Below are 20,589 nucleotides of genomic sequence, written 5' to 3'. Positions count from 1 at the left end.
CCGGCGTGCCGCCCTACAGTGCGCGCGGCGAGGAGAACAGGGCGAAGCGGCACCGAGCCGTACTCATCGGGGTCGAGCACTACACCGGCAACCGGAACGACCTCCCGGCCGTCGCCGCGAACCTGCGTCTCATGCGGCATGCCCTGACCGCCGACGGCACCGGTGTGCTCGCCCCGGAAGACATCGTGGTCGTCGCGGGCGAAGGGAACCCGGCCGGGGACGGCACCCCGGTGGCGGGCGACCCGGGTGGGGTGAATCCGCTCCGGGTCCAGGCGGCGCTGAGCGCCGCCCGGGACGAGGTGACCGGGCTGCTGGTCGTCTACTTCGCCGGGCACGGCATCGTGCGCCCGGACGGCAGCGACCTCCACCTCATGTTCACCGGCTCCCGCCTCTCCGGGGACCGGCACCACCCCTTCGTGGACATGTTGTCCTGGCGCGACATCATGCTCGGCCTGCGCAACGCCCGCGCGGACTGGGTGGTCGTCATCCTCGACTGCTGTTTCGCGGGCAACGCCCTCCAGGCGTTCGCCCCCGCGAGCGAGCAGAACTTCGCGCTGCTGACGGCCGCGGAGCCGGGCGTGGAGATCCCGCCCGGCGATCCGGAGACCGGTACGGAGTTCACGGCGGCCCTGCACCGGTTGCTGACCGGTGGCACGGACGACGGGGAGCCGATGACCTTCACCCGGCTCGTCACCGGGATCCGCAACGAGATGGCCCCGCTCAAGGCGGTCGACGGGCACCGCTGGAAGCCGGACGAACGCCGCCACGGCGACGACGTGGTGCTCGCCCTCGCGCGGACCCGGGACCCGGGGACCGAGTCGCGTACGGGGACCGAGCCGGGCTCGGAAGCGAACACGGGCACGAACCCCGGCTCGGAAGCAGGTGCGGGCACGGACCCTGGTGCGGAAGCAGACACGCGCACGAACCCCGGCTCGGAAGCAGGTGCGGGCGAGGAGCCGGGTGCGGAGGCGCCCCCGCGGCGCAGGTGGTGGGCCGCCGTGCCGGGCGCCCTGCGCCGGCTGCTCTCCCCGCCGCGCCGCCGTCTCACCCCTACGACCGGCCTCGCCGTCGTGGCCTCCCTCGCCCTCGCCGGGGCCGGCGCCTGGTACCTGCTGGCACCCGGGGCCGGCGGCACCTGCGCGACGCCCCTGGAACTGCGCGTGCTGACCGACCCCGACATCCGGGCCACCGTGCAGAAGGCCGCCGACGCCTACCCGCAACAGGGCCGGAAGGGCCGGCGTGACTGCCGGGCCGTCAACCTCACCGTGTACGACGCCAAGGCCACCGACGCCGTCGCGGCCTTCCGCTCCTCCTCGCTCTGGCAGGAACCGCCGGCCGCCTGCCCCGCTTCGGGCGACTGCCCGCAGCCGCAGCGGGACGTCGGCGCCCAACCGGACATCTGGATCCCCGCGGCCGGGAGCACCTGGCGGCGGGCGACGGACAGGACGGAGGGCGGGGGCGCCGCGGCGTCGGCCGCGGCCGACGGCACCGGCGGGCAGGGGACGGCGGACCCGGGGAGCAGCACCGTGACGCTCGAGCCGCTGGGCTCCGTCGCCTTCACCCCCATGGTCCTCGCCGTGCCGTACACCATGCCCCTCACGGCGTCCCTGCAGACGGGGGCTCCCCTCGGAACGATCATCGCCGCGCTGAGGGCCGCGCAGAAGGACCCGGTCGAGATCCTGCGGCCCGACCCGGAGGGCACGGACGGCGCCCTCCTCTCGACGAAGGCGCTCTACGCGGCCCCGGAGACCGGGAGCCCCTCGTCCCTCGAACAGACCATGGCCCAGGAACTGCGACCCATGCCCCCCACCGCGTGGGAACTGATGTGCGCCCTGGCCGACGGTTCGCGCAACAGCCTGGAGAGCCGGTCCGCCGTGCTGATCCCGGAACAGACCCTGGCGCTGTTCAACCTGTCCCCGGCCCACGCCGCCCGCCCCGACTGCGCGACGGACGTCCTGCACCTCCGTACCGCCCAGTACCCCTCCGACATACCCATGCTCGACCTGCCGTTCCTCCGCGTCACCTGGCCCGGGGCCGACCGGGACGCGGAGGCGCGCGAGGCCGCCGTGACCGACTTCCGGGACTGGCTGGTCCGCGATCCGGAGGCGCAGGCGTACTTCACCGACGACGGCTTCCGCGGCGTCGACGCGCACGGCCGCCCCGCCCCGCCGGCCGACAACTCCCTGCTGCGGACCGGCGTCAACGAGTCGGCGGTGCGGGAGGAGATTCCCGCGACCGAGTACGGCGGCACGGGCGCGGTCACGTCCGCGTCGCTGACCACCACCCTGCGCCGCTACCGCTCCGCCCTCGGGCCCGGAAAGGTGCTGTACCTCCTGGACAACTCGCCCTCGATGGCCGACAAACGGGTATGGGACGGTCCCGGGCGCGCCAAGGAACTGGTGACACGTTCGATGAGCTCGCTCAGCACCCGGGACGCGTACGGCGTGTGGTCGATGGCCGTCGCGGAGGAGAAGAAGGCGACGGACACCGTGCCGGTGGGGCACCACGGCCGCGCCGACGCGGCCGAGGCCACCGCCGCCGTGACGATCGCCGACCACCACGCCCGGGTCGCGGAGAGCCTGCGCGACGCGTTCGCCGCGCTCCGGGGCGGCGGCAGCGACGCCGATCAGCCCCGGCTCCTGGTCCTGGTCTCCGACGGGGAGGACTCCGGGGAGATCGGGAAGAAGGAGCGGGACGCGCTGCTGGCCGAGGCCCGGGACACCCCCCTGGTGCGGGTCGTGGCGGTCTCCCTGCGCAACGGAGGCTGTGCACCGGGCCGTTTCGACGAACAGCTGGCCGTGGCGGGCGGCGGGCGGTGCCTTGACCCGGCCGACGACATCGCCACCGCACTGACCGCCGAGGTCGCCAAGGCCGGTACGGGGGACGCGGAATGAGGAAGCCCGGCACCCACCGTGGAGGACGCGGAACCAGGAACCCCCCCACCCGCCGCGGGGCCAGGACCGCCGCGGCCCTCGGCTGCCTGCTGGCGCTCGCCTCGGCCGGCTGCACGGGCGGGCCCGACCGGAGCCCGGGAGCCGGCCCGGAGGGGAAGGCCCCCGAGGGGCCCATCGTCGTCGCCAGCGGACTGGACGTCACCGGTTCGGGCGGTGTCCGCCAGCAGCTCATAGAGGAGTGGAACCGGCAGCACGCCGGTAGACCGGCCCAGCAGGCCACCCTCGTCGAACTGCCCGGCGGCGCCGACCAGCAGCGCAGCCAGCTCCTCGGCGCCCTCCAGTCCGGCAGCGCACGCTACGACGTGGTGAACCTCGACATCACCTGGATCCCCGAGTTCGCCGAGGCCGGGCTCGTCAGCCCCATGCCCGAGCCGGAGACCGGGAGCGAGGCCGACGACGACCTCGACTTCCTGAAGCGCGTCCACGCGACCACGCTGTGGGGAAGCCACTCCTACGCCAGGCCGTTCAACACCGACGTCGGCCTCCTCTACCACCGCCCCGACCTCCTGGCGAACGCCGGAATCCCGTCGAACCGCCGGCCCACCCCGCTGTGGACGTGGAGCGACCTCTACGCCTCCGCCAAGACCCTGGAACAGATCCCCGGCCGTCCGGCCGACCAGTCGGGCTGGACCACCCAGCTGCAGCGGTACGAAGGGCTGACGGCCAACACCGTCGAGGCGTTCGCGACCGTGGGCGTCCAGCTCACCGACGGCCATGGGCGCTACACGGGCAGTGCGGCGCAGATCGAGAAGGGGCTCGGTGAACTCCTCGACCGCGTCGACCGCGGCCGCCTCCGGCCCGCCGCGCTCACCTCGGACGAGACGGCGTCGCTCACCGACTTCGCCGAGGGGCGCGCCGTGTTCCTGCGGCACTGGCCCTATGTGTACGGGGCGCTGCGGAACCTGCTGAAGCCGGAGCAGTACGCGGTGAGCCGGCTGCCGGGCAAGGCCGTGCTCGGCGGGCAGAACCTCGCCGTCACCGCGGACTCCCCGCGCGCCGAGGACGCCCGCGCGCTCATCACGTTCCTGACCTCGCAGGAGAGCGAGAGCTGCCTCTTCGACGCGGGCTTCGCCGCGACCCGGGCCTCCGTGTACGACCACACGGCCAGACCCTGCTGGCCCCGTGTCGCCGCCGCGCTCCGGCCGGCCGGTGACGCCCCGAAGGCGGCCCCGACCGCGGGCGAGGACGTCCCGGAGGAACAGGACGCGTCGCAGCGCGAAGCGTACGCGCAGACCCTGAAGACGGCTCTGAACGAGGCGGTCCAGCGCCCGCGCACGCCCTACTACGGCGCCTTCACCCACGTACTGCAGTCCCGTGTGCACGCCTTGCTCGTCACCGACCCGCCCGACGGCGCCAAGGCGACCGCCATCGCTCTGGACCGCGAACTGCGCGACGTGTTCGAGGGCAGGTGAACCGGCGGGCGCCCCGGCCTGCGACCGTGGCGCCCGCCCGGCGTCAGGCCACCCCGTGACACTCCCGGTAGGTGCGGCCCGAACCGCACCAGCACTCCGCGGCGCGCGCCGGGGGCCAGGGCACGGCACGGCCGCGGGCCGCGAGCACGGTGGCGTACTGGGGGAGCAGGTCCGGGTCGGACGGGGAGGCGGCCTCCGACGCGGCGAACGCCTCGTACGAGGGGACCGTGCCCGTGACGATGCCGAGGTTCGGCGTCCCCGCGGCATGCAGGTCCCGCAACGCCGCTTCCAGCCGCGCGAGATGGTCCGCGTGGGAGTGGTACTCCTGCGCCAGCTCCGGGTAGCCGGCGAGGAGTTCGCGCAGTTCGTCCTCGGGCCAGTGCAGCACCGCCACCGGGAACGGACGGGACAACGCCGTGCGGTAGGTGCCCAGTTCGGCGCGGAGGCGGGTGATCTCGGCCCGCAGCTCACCCGGGTCGGAGGAGCCCAGCGACCACAGCCGCTTCGGGTCGTGCAGCTCGTCCAGGGGGACCGCGGCCGTGTGCAGGGTGTCGGCGAGCTCGTCCCACGCGTCGTGGGACACGCCCATCAGCCGGCGCACCCGGTGCCGGCCGGTCAGCAACGACTGTGTGGCGTAGGGGACTTCCTCGCCGGGTGTGATCAGGAGCGTCAGCGCGGTCGAGAAGAGGTCGTGGGCCGCCTCCAGCTCGTCATGGGCCTCGAGGGTCTCCGCGGCGATCTCCCACGGGGTGGCCTCGGCCGGGCGCGCGGTGCGGATGCCCTCGATGATCGCGCGGGCCTCCGCCTCGTGGCCGTACTCCCAGAGGTTGGCGGCTTTGAGTGCTTTGACCAGATGCGGGTTCTCGACCCCGGTTCCGGATGATCCGAGCAGTTCGTCGTAGAGGGTGGCGGCGCGGGCGCGGTCGCCCGCGAGCTCCAGATGGGCCGCGGCCTGGAGGAACAGCGGTTCGTGGTCCTCGGGGTACTGCGCCGCGGTGCGCAGCAGGCGCTCGGCTTCGGTGATGTGGTCGGCAGGCGTGTCGGGGCGCATGGACCACACGGTACTGCGACCCGGGGGAGAGGTGAGAGGGTACGGGCCGCAGTGCCGGGGAGCCGGACGCGACGGTCAGCGTTCGCGCAGCAGGAGGACGCCCACCGCCGCCGCGAGGGCCGCCCCGGCCGAGACGAGCACCGCCGCGTCCGCGCCCGACGGGGTGGCCGCCACCGCGATCGTCACGGCCACACCGGCCGAGGAACCCAGGTAGCGGGCCGTGTTGTTGGCGCCGGACCCCATCGCCGCCCGCTCCGGTGCCACGGACTCGACGGCCAGGCGGGGCAGCGCCGCGTTGAGAAGGCCGCTTCCGGCGCCGGCCACGACCAGCGCCGGGATCAGACGCGCCCAGACGGCGGTGCCCGTGCCGCCGCCGGTCAGGATCCCGAGCATCGGCAGCACCGCCACCCCGTGCAGCAGGAAGCCGGCCGCCAGCTGATGGCGGGCCGCCACCCGGCCCGTCAGCCGGCGGGCCTGCAGGGCCACGGCGAACGAGCTCCCGGACCACAGGAGGAACAGCCAGGCCGAATCGAGCGCGGAGAGGGACAGCGTGTGCTGGAGCAGGGTCGGCAGATAGCTGAACAGGCCGATCACCGCGATCCCCGTGAACAGCCCGCCGGTCAGGGAGGCGAGGAAGGGGCGGCTGCGGAACAGCGCCAGGTCGATCAGGGGCGCCGTCGCCCTGCGCTCCACCGCCGCGAACACGGCGGTCAGCGCGAGGGCCGCCAGCAGCAGGAGGCCGACGGGTGCCCGCAGCCAGCCGTCCCGGCCCAGGGTCAGTGCGGTCAGCAGCGCTGTCATCGCCAGGCCCAGTGCGGCGGCCCCCGCCAGATCGGGGCGCCCGGCCCGGGGCGCGCGGGACTCCGTGAGCGTACGGAGGGCGGATCCGGCCGTCACGAGGGCTCCGGCCCCCAGGGCGAGGTACGTCAGCCGCCAGTCCAGGGAGCCGAGGGAACCGGCGAGCAGCGGGCCCAGGGCGATGCCGGCGCTCACGGACGCGCCCCACACGCCCATCGCCCTGATCCGGGCGTGGCCGGCCGGATAGGCGCCCACGAGCAGACCGAGGCTGGTCGCCAGGATCGCGGCGCTCGCCGCGCCCTGCCCGGCCCGGGCGAGGGTGAAGCCGAAGGTGGAGGAGGCGAGGGCGCCGAGCGCGGTGGTGGCCGCGAGGCCGAAGGTGCCGATGAGGAAGAGCCTGCGCCGGCCGAAGTCGTCGGCGAGGCTGCCCGCGACGAGCAGCAGGACGGCGAGGCCGAGCGGGGCGCCGTTGAGCAGCCACGCCTGGGCGGCGGCCGGGGTGCCGAGGGAGGCGGCGATGCCGGACAGCGTCGACATGGGGGCGGTGTAGTTCATCAGCGCGACGGCGGTGGCGGCGCTGGTGACGGCGAGGGTCGCGCCGGGGCGGTGCGGGCGGCGGACGACGGGGCCCGCCCCTCCTTCCGGTGCGGGCCGGGTCCGTACGGGCTGCTGGGTCATGACGTCCCTCCGGGGCGCTCGGCCCGGCGGACCCGGGCTCGGTTCGGTGAATGAACCTGGCGAGGGCGGTCACGTTAGCACGAGTAGGTTCGGTCATCGAACCTACTGGGGTAAAGTGGTGCCATGGCTCTGGGCAAGGACTATGCGACACAGCAGTGCTCGATCGCCCGCGCACTGGAGGTGATCGGCGAACGCTGGACCCTCCTGGTCGTGCGCGACGCCTTCTACGGGGTGCGCCGCTACAACGACTTCCTCGGCCACCTCGGCATCCCGCGCGCCGTCCTGGCCGCCCGGCTCCAGTCCCTCACCGACGCCGGGGTCCTCGCCCGCCGCCGCTACCAGGAATCGCCCCCGCGCGACGAATACGTCCTCACCGACAGCGGCAGGGCCCTCTGGCCCACCCTGCGCTCGCTCGGCCTCTGGGGCCGCGAACACGTCGAGGGCACCGTCCCCATGCGGATCTTCGTGCACGCCCCGTGCGGCACGGAACTCGGCGCGTACGGCGAGTGCCCGGCCTGCGCCACCGGCGTACCGCTCGAGGACGTGGAGATGCGGCCCGGCCCCGGACTCGACCCGGACCCCGAGGACCCGGTCAGCCGCGCGCTGCTCGCACCCCGCCGACTCCTCGAACCGCTGGACCCCGATCGTGTATAACGGCTGAAGGACACAGGAGGCATGACACGCAGGGGGAGGGGCCGGTGAACGACGACACGAACCGTGTGCGCCGCGCCTGCGCCCGCCTGCTCCGGCCCGCCGCCTTCCTCGTCCTCTTCCTCACCGAGGTGCTGCTCGCCGAGGGCGGCAGCCTCTCCGCCGCCGTGGCGCTCGCCGCCACCGCGGCCGCCGGATCGGCGCTCCTCGTCTGCTCCGTCATCAGCGCCCGCTGCGCCGCCCCCGTGCCCCGCACGCGGGTACGCACCGCCATGCGCGACCGGGAGAAACGCACCGCCTTCCTCCCGCAACGGGATCCCGACGCCAGGGGCCGCACCAGGCCCCGAGCCCCCGGGGCCGCCCTCCCGGCGGCCGCGTAGGGGCATCGCTCCCCCGCGCGGTCCGTCCTGCCGAGTCACCCACTCCACCCGGCACGACGAGACCCCCGGAGGGCTCACCCATGTCCGCATTCATGTCCGCCTTCGCGAGCCTGGTCGGCTCGCTGGCCGATCTGCTCCAGCCGCTCTTCCAGAGCGCGTCCACCGCTGCCGCGATCGTCCTGTTCACCGCCCTGGTACGGCTCGCCGTCCACCCCCTGTCACGGGCGGCGGCGCGCGGCCAGAAGGCCCGCACCCGGCTCCAGCCGCAGATCGCGGAACTCCGCACGAAACACGCGAAGAACCCCGAGCGGATGCAGAAGGCGCTCATGGAACTGCACGCGCAGGAGAAGGTCTCGCCGCTCTCCGGCTGCCTGCCGAGCCTGCTCCAGATGCCGGCGTTCTTCCTGCTCTACCACCTGTTCTCCAGCCACCGGATCGGCGGTGAGCCCAACGCGCTGCTCGACCACGCGCTCTTCGGCGCTCCGCTCGGCGAGCGCTGGCACCAGGCCCTCGCCGATGGCGGGCCGTTCGGCGGGCAGGGGCTGGTCTACCTGGCGCTCTTCGCCGTCGTCGCGGCCGTCGCCACCTTCAACTACGGCCGCACCAAGCGCCAGATGGCGGCGAACCCCGTCACCCCGGCCACCGGACCCGACGGGCAGCCGGTGCCCGGCATGGGGGCCATGACGAAGGTGATGCCGCTGATGTCCTTCCTGACCCTCTTCTCGGTGGCCTTCGTACCGCTGGCCGCCGCGCTCTACATCGTCACCAGCACCACCTGGACGGCGATCGAGCGCGCCTTCCTCTACCGGACCGCCCCGGCCGCGGACACCGCACTCGCCCCGGCCGTATGACCGTATGAGGGGCGCGGGGTCCAGCTCGTGAACAGGGTCTTGCGGAGTGATCCGACGTCTTGGAGGATCAGCCAAGCCTTTCGCTGGCCGCAACCCACCGACGGGCTGGACCTCGACCAAGGGGAGATGGACCGTTGAAGCTGCTTCGAGTCGGTACGGCGGGCGCCGAGCGCCCGGCACTGCTGGACCGGAACGGGACGCTGCGTGACCTTTCGGGCCTTGTCGCCGACATCGACGGTGAACTGCTCGCCGACGCCTCGGCCCTGGCCCGCATACGGGAGGCGGCGCAGACACCCGACGTACTGCCGCCGCTCGACCGGGCCGGGCTGCGCATCGGCCCGCCGGTCGGCCGGATCGGCAAGATCGTGTGCATCGGGCTGAACTACCACGACCACGCGGCGGAGACCGGCGCGGCGATCCCGGACGAGCCGATCCTGTTCCTCAAGGCGCCGGACACCGTCGTCGGCCCCGAGGACACCGTGCTCGTCCCGCGCAACAGCCGAAAGACCGACTGGGAGGTCGAGCTCGCCGTCGTCATCGGCCGCACCGCCCGCTACCTGGGCTCCGCCGAGGAGGCCCTCGGGTACGTCGCCGGATACGCCACGGCGCACGACGTCTCGGAGCGGGAGTTCCAGCTCGAACACGGCGGCACCTGGGACAAGGGCAAGAACTGCGAGACGTTCAACCCCCTCGGGCCCTGGCTGGTCACCGCGGACGAGATCCCCGACCCGCAGGCGCTGCCGCTGAGGCTCTGGGTCAACGGGGAACTCGAGCAGGACGGCACGACGGCCGACCAGATCTTCCCGGTCGGCGAGGTCGTGCGCTACGTCAGCCACTTCATGACGCTCCACCCCGGCGACGTGATCAACACCGGCACGCCCGCGGGCGTGGCCATGGGACGCCCCGACCCCAAGCCGTACCTGCGCGCCGGGGACGTGGTGGAGGTGGAGGTGGAGGGACTGGGCCGCCAGCGCCAGCACCTCGCGGACGCGTAGCCCTCTCCATTCCGCTCCACCGTCTTCGCCGGTGGGAGGCGGAGGGCGGAGATCCGGGCGACCTGCCCGGCTCCGTGTCCCCGCCTCCCGACGACGGCCGTCGTGCCGGCTCTCGTGCGGCTCTCGCGCCGGCCGGTGTCAGCCGGTGCGGCGGGTGGCGAACTGCTCCAGCGCCTCGACCACCAGGGCGTGGTCCTCGGCCTGCGGGAGGCCGGAGACCGTGACCGAGCCGATCACCCCGGCCCCCTCCACCGCGATCGGGAACGAGCCGCCGTGCGCGGCGTACGTGTCCGGGTCCAGCCGGGAGGACTCCTCGAACGTCGTGCCCTTCGCCCGGAACCGCGTGCCCACCAGGTAGGAGCTCTCGCCGTACCGCTCCACCACCCGGCGCTTGCGGTCGATCCAGGCGTCGTTGTCCGCGCTCGAACCCGGCAGCGCGGCATGGAAGAGCTGCTGCGCGCCCCGCCGGATGTCGATCGCGACCGGGGCGTGCCGGTCGCGGGCCAGGGCGACCAGCAGCCCGCCCAGGGCGTACGCGTCGTCGTAGCCGAAGTGCGGCAGCGTCAGCCGCCGCTCCTGGGCGATCAGCTCGGAGATGGTCGGAGCGCCGGGGTTCATGCGTGCTGCTCCTCGTCGTGGTGCGGAAGAAGGGTCACGGACACGCCCTCGCGGGCCGAGCGGCGCGCGGCCTCCAGGACGTCCAGGGTGGTGGCGGCCTGCAGCGCCGTCACGGGATTCGCGCCGGTGCCCCGCAGGGCGGCGGCGACGGCGGCGTAGTACGCGGGATAGTCGCCGGGCACCGTACGGACCGGTTCGCCGCCGCCCGTCAGCGGGGACTCGCCGGCACCCAGCCGGCCCCACAGCTCCTCCGGCTCCTCGCCCCACGGTCGGCCGGCCACCGGACGGGCACCCTCGCGCAGCGCGGCCTCCTGGGGGTCGAGGCCGTACTTCACATAGCCCGCCTTCGAGCCGAGCACCCGGAAACGCGGCCCGAGCTGGGCCGTGGTGGCGCTGGCGTACAGGTGGGAGCGGACACCGCCGGCGTGCGTGATCGCGAGGAACGTGTCGTCGTCGGCCGCCGCACCCGGACGGCGTACGTCGGACTCCGCGTACACCCGCACCGCGGGACCGAACAGCGTCAGCGCCTGGTCCACGATGTGGCTGCCCAGGTCGTACAGCAGGCCCCCGATGTCCAGCGGGTCGCCCGACTCGCGCCAGCCGCCCTTCAGCTGCGGGCGCCACCGCTCGAAACGGGACTCGAAACGCTGTACGGCGCCGAGCTCACCGTCCTCGATCAGGCCGGCCAGGGTCAGGAAGTCGTTGTCCCAGCGGCGGTTCTGGAAGACCGACAGCAGGAGCCCCCGCTCACCGGCCAGCGCGGCCAGCTCCCTGGCCTCGGCCGCCGTCCCCGCGAGCGGCTTGTCCACGACCACCGGCAGACCCGCCTCCAGGGCGGCCCGCGCGATCGGGACGTGCGTCCTGTTCGGGGAGGCCACCACGACCAGATCCAGCTCGCCCGCCCGCGCGAGGAGTTCCCCGGACGAGCCCGCGAGCCGGACACCGGGGAACTCGGCGCGGGCCTGCGCCTGCCGCTCCTCGTCCGACGTGACGACCGTGTCCAGGACCAGGCCCTCGGTGGCCGAGATCAGCGGGGCGTGGAAGACGGACCCCGCCAGGCCGTAGCCCACGAGTCCGACGCGGAGGGGAGCGTTGGCAGTCATGCCGACCACTTAAGCAACGCTGTTGCCGAAGTGCAAGCGAAGGGGACAATGGGGTGGTGAACAGGAGCAGCAGCAGGAGCGGCGGAGCGAACCTCCCGGCCCTGCGCCACCACAACGCCTCCCTCGTCCTCGACCTGCTGCGCGTGGCCGGTGAGCAGGGGATCAGCCGACTGGAGCTCGCGGAGCGCACCGGACTCACCCCGCAGGCCGTCAGCAAGATCACCGCCAGGCTGCGCGCCGAGGGCCTCGCCGCCGAGGCCGGCCGCCGTGCCTCCACGGGCGGCAAACCCCGCACGGTGCTGCGGCTGGTCCCGGACGCCGGGTATGCGGTGGGGCTCCACCTGGACCGCGACGAGCTGAGCGCCGTCCTCGTCGACCTCGCCGGAACCCCGGTCGCGACCCGCACCACCCCGCTGGACCTCGGCGCCCCGGCCCGCGAGGTCCTCACGACGGCGGCCCACGCGGTGCAGAGGGTACGGGCAGACGCCCCCAGGACCGCGGACCGCCCGGTCCTCGGCGTGGGCGCCGCCCTCCCCGGACCCCTGGACCACCGCAGCGGCGTCCTCCACCGGGTCACGGGCTTCCCCGGGTGGAACGGCTACCCGCTGCGGGACGCCCTCGCCGAGCGGACCGGGATGCCCGTCGTCGTCGACAAGGACACCAATGCCGCCGCCCTCGGTCTCGCCCTGCGGGAACGGACCGGCGTCGACTTCGCCTACCTCCACCTGGGCACCGGGCTCGGCGCCGGACTCGTCCTCGGCGGTGCCCTGCACCGCGGAACCCGTACCGGCGCCGGGGAGTTCGGCCACCAGACCCTGCAACTGGACGGCCCCCCGTGCGGCTGCGGCGGACGCGGCTGCATCGAGGCCCTCTGCCTGGCCGCCGCCGCCCGGGGCGACATCGCGGAGGCCGCCAGGGTGCTCGGGGCGGGCGCCGCCAATCTCGTCGGGCTGCTCGACATCGACCGGGTGATCCTCGGCGGCCGTACCGTCGCGGCCGACGAGGACGCGTACGTGCGGGGCGTGCGCGAGGTGATCGAGGAGCGCGCCCGGCGGGAGGGCGCCGCCGCCCCCGTGCCGGTCACCGTCGTGGGCGGCGGCGATCGCCCGGTCGCCGAGGGGGCGGCCCAGCTGGTCCTCGCCCCGCTCTTCGGCCGCGCCGGGGAGGGCGGCGACCAGGAGGAGTCGGGACGTGCGGAGCGGACGGGGCGGGGGAGGAGAGGCGAGGAGGGCCCGGACGACGAGCGGGAGGGAGCCGGGGCCGGCTGAGCGGGCACCGGGCTCGGGGCGGGGGGCCGGCCGGGCGGTTTCCGACGCCCGATCGGGCGGTTCTCCCCGCTGGGCGGTGGCTCCCCCGGCAGCCCCGTGGCAGCGTCGCCGCCACAGCCGGTGGCCCTCCGCCCCGACCGTTCGCGAGCAGCGAAGGGTGTCCCCCTATGCCCCCCAAGCCTCCCGCACGACTGCGCGACGGCCGTGCCCTCACCCGTCTCGGACTCGCCGCGGGACTCGCCGTCCCGGCCGGCCTCCTCGGAAGTCCCGCCGCCATCGCCATCCCGGTCACGGCGCCGGTGGCCCAGTACGGAGCCGTCGCCGGCCCGCAGCCCGCCTGCGGCGACCCGGACGGTGCGGACTTCCCCATCGACACCCGGATCCACGGCGGCCCCGACACGTACGCGTCCGGCGGTGGCTACGGCACCTGGTACCTCGACCTGATCAACACCACCTCCGAGCCCTGCCACTCGATCCACCCCGTCCTGGTCCTCACCGACGAGGACCGCACGCTCACTCCCGAGCAGATCCAGCTGGAGTTCACCGAGCGGACGCACCCCGACGAGGAACACCGGGTCACCTGGGAGTCCACCGACCGCGACGAGCAGATCGGTGTCTTCGGCAGCGGCGAACACGGCGACGACTTCCCCGGCTTCACCGTCCCCGCGAAGCGGACCGTCACCGTGGAGATCCGGATGGCGTTCACCTCCGACACCCGGCCCGGCAGGGTCACGGCGAACGCGGCCATCGTCCAGCGGCGCCCCACGCAGGACGGCGGGAAACAGGACGCCGGGAAACGGGACGCCGGACAGGCCGACGGTGACTGGGTGGGCGAGTCGGCCGGGTACGACTTCGTCATCGTCGAGGGCGCGGCCGACGGGGGCACCGGCACGGACCCGGAGGAGGCCGGCGTGCCGCGTGACGCGGCGGGCGACCCCCTGCCGGAACTCGCCCGCACCGGCCGGCCGGACGCCGCGTGGGCGGCGCTGACCGCCGGGGCGCTGATCCTCGGCGGAGCGGCCCTCGTCCTCCGGTTCCGCCGGCGCACCTGAGACCGGCCGGCCCCGCCCACCTCCGCTCCCGGCGCTCCTTCGTCGGGGTACGGCCCAGCTCTTCGTCCGGACCGCGCCGGGCGCGGGCCCGCCCCGGCGCTGCTCGCCGCTCCGGAAGGTGGCGCCTTGTCGGGCCCTGGATGGCGGCGGCCCTCGGCCCGCTCCGCTCCCGTGTGCTTCTTCGTCGTGGTGCGGCCCGGTTGGTGGTCCGGGTCGTGCCGTCCGGACGGGCCCGCCCTGGTGCTGCGCGCCGCTCCGGAAGGTGGCGCCTTGTCGGGCCCTGGATGGCGGCGGCCCTCGGCCCGCTCCGCTCCCGTGTGCTTCTTCGTCGTGGTGCGGCCCGGTTGGTGGTCCGGGTCGTGCCGTCCGGACGGGCCCGCCCTGGTGCTGCGCGCCGCTCCGGAAGGTGGCGCCTTGTCGGGCCCCGGTTGCGGCGGCTCCCGGCCCGCTCCGCTCCCGGGGCTTTTCCGTCGCGGTGCGGCCCGGCCGGTGGTGCGGGTCGTGCCGGGCGCGGGCCCGCCCCGCCGCGGGCCCCCGGCGTCCCGCCGGACCCCGGCGCGCTTCCGGCCCGGGCCCGTCCGGACGGCAGGGGCCGGGGCCGGGCCGTGAGAAGACCGGTACCACCTGATCCGGTACGCCACCTCTTCGGCCTAAAATCGAGGGCGTCGGCGCTGCACAACGCGGTGCCGCCGGCGTCCCGGCACATTGCGTGCACAGCGTACGTACGGCAGGAGTCCCGTCACATGGCAGAGCGCAAGCCGATCGAATCCTGGCTGACCGACATGGACGGTGTCCTCATCCACGAGGGCACACCCATTCCGGGGGCCGACGCCTTCATCAAGCGGCTGCGGGAGTCGGGACTGCCCTTCCTGGTCCTCACCAACAACTCCATCTACACCGCCCGCGACCTGCACGCCCGCCTGAAGCGCATGGGCCTGGACGTGCCCGTGGAGAACATCTGGACCTCCGCCCTGGCCACGGCCCAGTTCCTGGACGACCAGCGCCCGCGCGGCACGGCGTACGTCATCGGGGAGGCGGGCCTCACCACGGCCCTGCACGACATCGGCTACGTACTGACCGACCACGAGCCCGACTACGTCGTCCTCGGGGAGACGCGCACCTACAGCTTCGAGGCGCTCACCAAGGCGATCCGCCTGATCAACGGGGGAGCGCGGTTCATCTGCACCAACCCGGACGAGACCGGCCCGTCCGCCGACGGACCGCTGCCCGCGACCGGGTCCGTCGCCGCGCTGATCACCAAGGCCACCGGCAAGGCGCCGTACTTCGCCGGCAAGCCCAACCCGCTGATGATGCGGACCGGGCTCAACGCCATCGGTGCCCACTCCGAGACCTCCGCCATGATCGGCGACCGGATGGACACCGACGTGCTCGCCGGGCTGGAGGCCGGTATGCAGACCTTCCTCGTGCTCACCGGCCTCACCACGACGGCCGACATGGACCGCTACCCCTTCAGGCCGTCCACCGTCGTCGACTCGATCGCCGACCTGGTCGACCTCGTCGACCTGCCCCTTCCGTAAACCGTCGCGGGCCGGTCGTCACCCGGCCGGCCCGCACCGGATGCGGGCACCCGTGACGCGCGCGAACCTGACCCCAGGAGGTTCACGATGCGTTCCATACCCCTCACGTTCTGTGCCACCGTGGCGGTCGCGGCCATAGCCCTGCCCGTATCCGCCGCGTACGCCGATTCCGAGTCCCGGGACCCCGGGTCCCACGAGAAGTCCGGTTCGGTCATGATCACCCCGTCCCGCGTCTCCCCGGGCGGGGAGGTGGAGCTCCGGGTCGACGTCTGCGGCAAGGGCAGATCGGCTCGCGGCAACTCCGAGGCCTTCGTCTCCGAGGCGCGCTTCCACCGGGCCGACGGCAAGGGCCTCGTCGCCGAGGCCCGGATCCGCTCCGACGCCGCACCCGACGACTACGAGGTCTGGGTGACCTGTGAGGACGGCCACGGCAAGGCCACCGGAACCCTCACCGTCGTCCACCGCGAGCGGCACTCGCCCGTCGCCCCGGTCAGGGCCGGTGGCGGGGGCACGGCGACCCTCGCCGGACAGGCCGACTCCGAGCGGAGCGGCCCCGGCACCCGGCAGACGGTGACCGGGTTGGCCCTGGGGGCCGCCGCGGCCGTCACCGTCGCCTACCGCAGTGCGCGCCGCCGTCGTTCGGCCTCGGCCTGACATGCCCGCCCCCGACAGTGCCGCCCCCGGCAGCCCCGGTCCCGACCGTTCCGCACCGGCGCGCCCCGCCGGAACCGGGCGGCTGCTGACGGGTGTCGCCTGGGCCGTTCTCCTGCTGGGGCTGTGGCTGTGGGGCCGCGGAGCCGACGGCGGCATCTCCGCCCCGACGACCGGTGACGTCGCGGCAGTCGGCCGTCCCCTGGGCGCACCGCTGCCCCCCGCGCACGAACCCCTCGGCGGGGCGGCCCCCCAGCGGGTCGAGATCCCGTCGATCGGTGTCGAGGCGCCCGTCGTACGGCGCGGTCTGGACGCTGAGGGGGCCATCGAACCACCGCCGTTCGGCACCCCGAACGCCGTCGGCTGGTACGCCGACGGCACGGAGCCCGGCACGGCAGGCGCCGCGCTTCTCGTCGGACACGTCGACACCGAGACGGAGCCGGCCGTCTTCTACGGGCTGAGCACGGCGCAACCCGGACAGAAGGTCAGGGTGAGCCGGTCGGACGGCACGGTCGCCGAGTTCACCATCGACGACGTCCAGGTCTTCACCCGGAAACGCTTCGACGCCGAGAAGGCGTACGGGCCCCGCCGGGACGGGCGGGCGGAACTCCGCCTCATCACCTGCGGCGGTACGTACGACCGCGCGTCCCACGCCTACACGGCCAACGTGGTCGTCTCGGCGTACCTGACGGGAGAGAAGCGCGGCGGGTGACGCCGCCCCCGGGTCGCGGCCTGCCTGGCCCGGCCGGCGCCACCCTCTCCTCGGGCCGCCCGCCGGCCGGTCCCCGACCGTGCGGCGCGGACTGCGGGAGTCGTCCGGCGCGGCACGGGACGCCGGGAGCCCACCCTGATCCGCCACGGCAGGACCGTCCCCCGGCGCCGCCCGGACGGTCCACCGTCCGGATCCGGACAGCCGCCGCGCACACGAACAAGGCCCCCTCACGCTCGGTGAGGGGGCCTTGCTGGTGCGTGCGCCGTCAGGGACTCGAACCCCGGACCCGCTGATTAAGAGTCAGCTGCTCTAACCAACTGAGCTAACGGCGCCTGCTGACCTGGAGAACATTACCCGATGAGCGGGGGTGCTCCTGACCAATTCCCGCCCGGTACGGCCTGTCGAATGGTCTTTTTGTCCCTTTAGTCAGTCAACATGATCTATGCCGTGAAAGTTGAGATACGGAAGATCTGACGACTGCCGAGGGAAGAGGAGTCGCATGACTGTCCCGGTCTTCGAGGAGTACGAACCTGCCACCGACTGCGGTTGCCCGGGATGTGCGCTGCGTCGGCGCACAGCGGCCGCGCTGCCCGTTCGGTACGGCGGACACCCGGCCGCCCACGGGGTGCGGCGGGCCCTGGTCCTGGTCACGGCGGCGGGGATGGTCCTGTCCTGCGGTGCGGCGGAGGCGGCGGCCGCCGCCTCCGGGCGGGGGACCCGGGCCGGCGCCGAGGCCGACCCCCGGCCGGTCACCCCGCAGGGGCCGGTCGGTCCGCTGGGCACGGACGGCGCCTCCGGCCCGCCCCCTGCCCCGCAGACCGTTCCGCGGGTGACGACCCGGGCCGACATCATCGACCGCGCCAGGAAGTGGGTGGACGCGAAGGTCCCGTACAGCATGTCCGCGTACTGGTCGGACGGGTACCGGCAGGACTGCTCCGGCTACGTCTCGATGGCCTGGAACCTCGGCACCAACGAATGGACCGGCAGCCTCGCCGCGTTCGGGACGAAGATCGCCCGGGCGGACCTGCAGCCCGGGGACATGCTGCTCTTCCACAACCCGGCCGACCCGGAGAAGGGGTCCCACGTCACCCTCTTCGGCGGCTGGGCGGACGACACGCACACCCACTACCTCGCCTACGAGCAGACCCCGCCGCACACGCGGCGGGCGACGACGCCCATGGCGTACTGGACCAACTCCTCCAGCTACGTGGCCTACCGCTACAAGGGACTGGCCGCCGGAGCGAGCGGCAGCGGTGCGGACACGCGGTTCCCGGGCGCCGGGAAGTTCGGCCCGGGGGCCGACAACGCGTACGTGACCCGGCTCGGGAAGCTGCTCATCGCCCAGGGCGGCAAGCGCTTCTACCGGACGGGCGCGGGCTCCCGATGGAGCGGGGCGGACCGGCGGGCGACCCAGGCCTTCCAACTGGCCCAGGGGTGGAGGGGCAAGGAGGCGGACGGCATCCCCGGCCCGGACACCTGGAGCCTGCTGATCCGGGGAACCGGACGGGCGATCCCCGCGGGGACGAACGGGACCACGGCCTTTCCCGGGCGCCAGTTCTTCCGCCCGGGGCAGTCCAACAGCCATGTGCGGCTGCTCGGCACGCGGCTGGTGAAGAAGGGATACGGCAGGCACTACGCGACGGGTCCGGGTCCGCGCTGGACGGAGGCGGACCGGCGCAACGTCGAGGCCTTCCAGCGGGCTCAGGGCTGGAGCGGCCGTGCGGCCGACGGATACCCGGGGCCCGAGACCTGGCTCCGGCTCTTCGCGTGACTGCTGTGACTGACGGAACGGACTTGACGGAGGCGGACATGCGCTACATGGAGAACCGACGGGACGGCTGGGGCGAGTGGGGCGCAGCGCCCGGTCCCGGCACCCATACGAGCACGGACGCGGGAGCACCCGCGGGTGAGGCGCCGGAAGCGGGACCGACACCCGCGCCCGCGCAGGTGGGCGGGGCGCGCATGCCGGACGGCGATGCGCCCGGGCTGGCGGCCGGGGTGTCGGGGGGTCTTCCGCACGAGGGTGCCCGGGCGGAGGCGGCCGGGGTGGCGGGGGGTCTTCCGTACGACGGTGACCGGGCTGAGGGAGCCGGGGTGGCGGGTACAGGGGATGCGGCGGACGGTGCCGGGGCTCCGCTCGCGGAGGCACCGCCGGAGGTGGCGCCCTCCGGCCTGGACACGTATCCGGCTGTGGACGTGTCGGCCGGCCTGGACACGTATCCGGCTGTGGACGTGCCGGTCGACCTGGGGCCCGCCATGGACGCGGTGGCGGGGGTCGGCCGGTCCGCCAAGCCGGGTGCCGAGATGCCGACCGGCCTGGCGCCGGTCCTGGACGCGGCCCCCGCGTCGGGGATGCGAGCGGTGGGGCAGTCCTCGGTGGAGGAGCCGGTGGACCTGGGCCCGGTCGGGGAGGCGGCGCCCGGCGCCGGTCCGGAGATCCCGGTCTCCGGGGAGCCGACGGACGGGGAGCCGACGGAGGTGGAGCCGACGGCGGTGGAGGCGGCGGACACGGATGCGGACGCGGACGCGGAGCCGGTGGTCCGGGCCGAGCCGTCCGAGGCCGTGGACATGGTGCCCGCCCAGGCCCAGGCTCAGGGTGTCGGCGCGGACGTGCCGGCGCCGGCGAACGCGGCGGACCGGAGAGCGGCGGACGAGGCAGCGGCGGCCGCGCACGGGGCCCGTGCCGAGCGCGCCCCGTCGGCCGTCACGACGGGGGCCGGGGACCCCGCTCCGCGGTGGGGCGCCGGCCGGCGGCGCACCTTGGCCGGTGAGACGACGGCACCTCTCCCCGGGCACCTCCTCCTCCGTGACACCCCCTCCTCCGGCGGCGGGCGGTCGATCCCGCCTGCCGACGCCGCTGCCGGCCGGCCGGGGGTCCGGCGCCCTCCCCTGCCACGCTCGCCCCGGACGCAGAACCCCACCCGTCCGGCCCCCGTGGCCGACCCCCGGCTCACCGAGCGGCCCGGGCCCGTACTCCCCGGCTGGGCCGCGCTGCTGGCCGGAGCGGCGGGGACGGCCGCCGGGGCGGCCGTCCTTGCATGGCACGGCGCCCTGCCCGCCGCGGTGACCGGCCGGCTCGGGATCGGCGTACGCCCGTACCACGGCCTCGGCATCGGCACCTGGGCCGTGCTGGCCCTGCTGCTGACCGTGGTCCTGCTGGCGCTCGGCGGCCTCGGGCGCGGGCGGGTCGGGTACGCCTCGGTGCTGACGCTGTTCGGTGACTACCGGGGCAGCGTCCGGCGCACGGGCCTCGTCTGGTCCTCGCCGCTGCTGCTGCGCCGCCGCGTCGACGTGCGGCTGAGGCACTGGCGCAGCGAGCCGCTGCCCGCCGTGGACGCGAGCGGCACCCCGCTGCGCGCTGTCGTCCTCGTCGTCTGGCGGGTACAGGACACGGCGCGGGCCACGCTCGGCGTCGCCGACCACGAGCAGTACCTCCGGGACCAGGTGGAGGCGGCCCTGGCCCGGGTGCTCTCCCAGCTCCCCGCCGACGCCTTCCACGAGGACACCCGCACCCTGCGCGACGCCGAGGCCGTGGGCGGCGCGCTGACCCGGATGCTGAAGGGCGACTGCTCACCCGTGGGCATCGAGGTCTACTCGGCGCAGCCGACCGCGATCGAGTACGCCCCCGAGGTCGCCGCGTCGATGCACCGCCGCCGGGTGGCTGCCCTCGACGCCAGGCACCGCGACAGTGTGCTGACGTCCGTGGTCGACGCGGTGGACGACACCGTCGGCCGCCTCACCGCGCGCGGCATCGTGGAGCTGGACGACTACGAACACAAGGCGCTGGTGAGGGACTTGACGGTGGCCTTCTACGCCGGCCGCAGCGGTGGCCCGGGCGTCTGACCCCGCCCGGGAGGCTGGAGAGGGCCTACGGAAA

17 protein-coding genes and 1 tRNA gene are annotated in these 20,589 nt (G+C 74.5%); 13 read left to right on the top strand and 5 right to left on the bottom strand.

The annotated features are described in order from the left end of the window. The first annotated feature begins 5 nt into the window (after positions 1-5). Both BA175_RS31240 and BA175_RS20830 read left to right on the top strand, forming a co-directional pair. Entirely contained in the window at positions 6-2,894 is a 2,889-nt protein-coding gene (locus BA175_RS31240) for a caspase family protein (RefSeq protein WP_069172938.1), read from the top strand. Next, on the top strand, positions 2,891-4,366 hold the full coding sequence (locus BA175_RS20830; RefSeq protein ID WP_079159699.1) for an extracellular solute-binding protein: 1,476 nt from the start codon (positions 2,891-2,893) through the stop codon (positions 4,364-4,366). Before BA175_RS31240 ends, BA175_RS20830 begins: the two co-directional genes overlap by 4 nt. A gap of 43 nt (positions 4,367-4,409) precedes the next feature. Here the strand turns inward: BA175_RS20830 and BA175_RS20825 are convergent, their stop codons facing one another. Continuing rightward, positions 4,410-5,417, bottom strand: coding sequence for an SEC-C domain-containing protein (locus tag BA175_RS20825; protein ID WP_069172937.1), 1,008 nt, complete (start codon positions 5,415-5,417; stop codon positions 4,410-4,412). A 75-nt stretch (positions 5,418-5,492) separates the two neighbouring features. Next, on the bottom strand, positions 5,493-6,893 hold the full coding sequence (locus BA175_RS20820) for an MFS transporter (protein WP_069172936.1): 1,401 nt from the start codon (positions 6,891-6,893) through the stop codon (positions 5,493-5,495). Positions 6,894-7,016: 123 nt separating this feature from the next. Here BA175_RS20820 and BA175_RS20815 point away from each other — a divergent pair, with 123 nt between their 5' ends. The 4 genes from BA175_RS20815 (at position 7,017) to BA175_RS20800 (ending at position 9,770) form a co-directional block, all read left to right on the top strand. Further along, the gene (locus BA175_RS20815; protein WP_069172935.1) at positions 7,017-7,547 is read left to right on the top strand and encodes a winged helix-turn-helix transcriptional regulator; all 531 of its coding nucleotides are present in this window, start codon (positions 7,017-7,019) and stop codon (positions 7,545-7,547) included. Positions 7,548-7,591: 44 nt separating this feature from the next. Then, entirely contained in the window at positions 7,592-7,924 is a 333-nt protein-coding gene (locus BA175_RS20810; RefSeq protein ID WP_069172934.1) for a DUF6412 domain-containing protein, read from the top strand. Positions 7,925-8,004: 80 nt separating this feature from the next. After that, positions 8,005-8,775: a YidC/Oxa1 family membrane protein insertase gene (locus BA175_RS20805; RefSeq protein ID WP_069172933.1), complete on the top strand. Its 771-nt coding sequence runs from the start codon at positions 8,005-8,007 to the stop codon at positions 8,773-8,775. Between the two features lie 134 nt (positions 8,776-8,909). Further along, on the top strand, positions 8,910-9,770 hold the full coding sequence (locus BA175_RS20800) for a fumarylacetoacetate hydrolase family protein (RefSeq protein ID WP_069172932.1): 861 nt from the start codon (positions 8,910-8,912) through the stop codon (positions 9,768-9,770). A gap of 138 nt (positions 9,771-9,908) precedes the next feature. On the opposite strand, the gene BA175_RS20795 is transcribed toward BA175_RS20800, so the two are convergent. Together BA175_RS20795 and BA175_RS20790 are read right to left on the bottom strand one after the other, a co-directional pair. Next, a complete protein-coding gene (locus BA175_RS20795; protein WP_069172931.1) occupies positions 9,909-10,388 on the bottom strand; it encodes a heme-degrading domain-containing protein in 480 nt (159 codons plus the stop codon). Further along, positions 10,385-11,491 (bottom strand): Gfo/Idh/MocA family oxidoreductase, encoded by a 1,107-nt coding sequence (locus BA175_RS20790; protein ID WP_069172930.1) that lies wholly within the window; start codon positions 11,489-11,491, stop codon positions 10,385-10,387. The genes BA175_RS20795 and BA175_RS20790 overlap by 4 nt, the downstream gene beginning before the upstream one ends. Positions 11,492-11,544: 53 nt before the next feature. Between BA175_RS20790 and BA175_RS20785 the strand changes: the two genes are divergently transcribed. From BA175_RS20785 to BA175_RS20765, 5 genes are all read left to right on the top strand, one after another. Beyond that, positions 11,545-12,759 (top strand): ROK family transcriptional regulator, encoded by a 1,215-nt coding sequence (locus BA175_RS20785; protein WP_079159698.1) that lies wholly within the window; start codon positions 11,545-11,547, stop codon positions 12,757-12,759. Between the two features lie 167 nt (positions 12,760-12,926). Next, positions 12,927-13,811, top strand: a complete 885-nt coding sequence (locus tag BA175_RS20780; RefSeq protein WP_069172929.1) for an LPXTG cell wall anchor domain-containing protein — start codon at positions 12,927-12,929, stop codon at positions 13,809-13,811. A gap of 743 nt (positions 13,812-14,554) precedes the next feature. Continuing rightward, the gene (locus tag BA175_RS20775; protein WP_069172928.1) at positions 14,555-15,349 is read left to right on the top strand and encodes an HAD-IIA family hydrolase; all 795 of its coding nucleotides are present in this window, start codon (positions 14,555-14,557) and stop codon (positions 15,347-15,349) included. Positions 15,350-15,436: 87 nt separating this feature from the next. Beyond that, positions 15,437-16,003 carry a hypothetical protein gene (locus BA175_RS20770; protein WP_069172927.1) on the top strand — a complete coding sequence of 189 codons (567 nt, stop codon included), beginning with the start codon at positions 15,437-15,439 and terminating at the stop codon, positions 16,001-16,003. A gap of 1 nt (position 16,004) precedes the next feature. Continuing rightward, on the top strand, positions 16,005-16,712 hold the full coding sequence (locus tag BA175_RS20765) for a class F sortase (RefSeq protein ID WP_069172926.1): 708 nt from the start codon (positions 16,005-16,007) through the stop codon (positions 16,710-16,712). 258 nt (positions 16,713-16,970) lie between these two features. Here BA175_RS20765 and BA175_RS20760 read toward each other — a convergent pair. Further along, positions 16,971-17,044: transfer RNA gene (locus BA175_RS20760), tRNA-Lys, on the bottom strand. Between the two features lie 167 nt (positions 17,045-17,211). Between BA175_RS20760 and BA175_RS20755 the strand changes: the two genes are divergently transcribed. Further along, positions 17,212-18,483 (top strand): peptidoglycan-binding protein, encoded by a 1,272-nt coding sequence (locus BA175_RS20755; protein ID WP_069172925.1) that lies wholly within the window; start codon positions 17,212-17,214, stop codon positions 18,481-18,483. Between the two features lie 5 nt (positions 18,484-18,488). Continuing rightward, on the top strand, positions 18,489-20,555 hold the full coding sequence (locus BA175_RS20750) for an SPFH domain-containing protein (protein ID WP_438947348.1): 2,067 nt from the start codon (positions 18,489-18,491) through the stop codon (positions 20,553-20,555). The last annotated feature ends 34 nt before the right edge of the window (positions 20,556-20,589 follow it).

Source organism: Streptomyces griseus (assembly GCF_001715295.1).
GTDB lineage: Bacteria > Actinomycetota > Actinomycetes > Streptomycetales > Streptomycetaceae > Streptomyces > Streptomyces griseus_G.
Note: the sequence above shows the minus strand (reverse complement) of the source record. Positions and strands in the feature narration are given on the sequence as shown.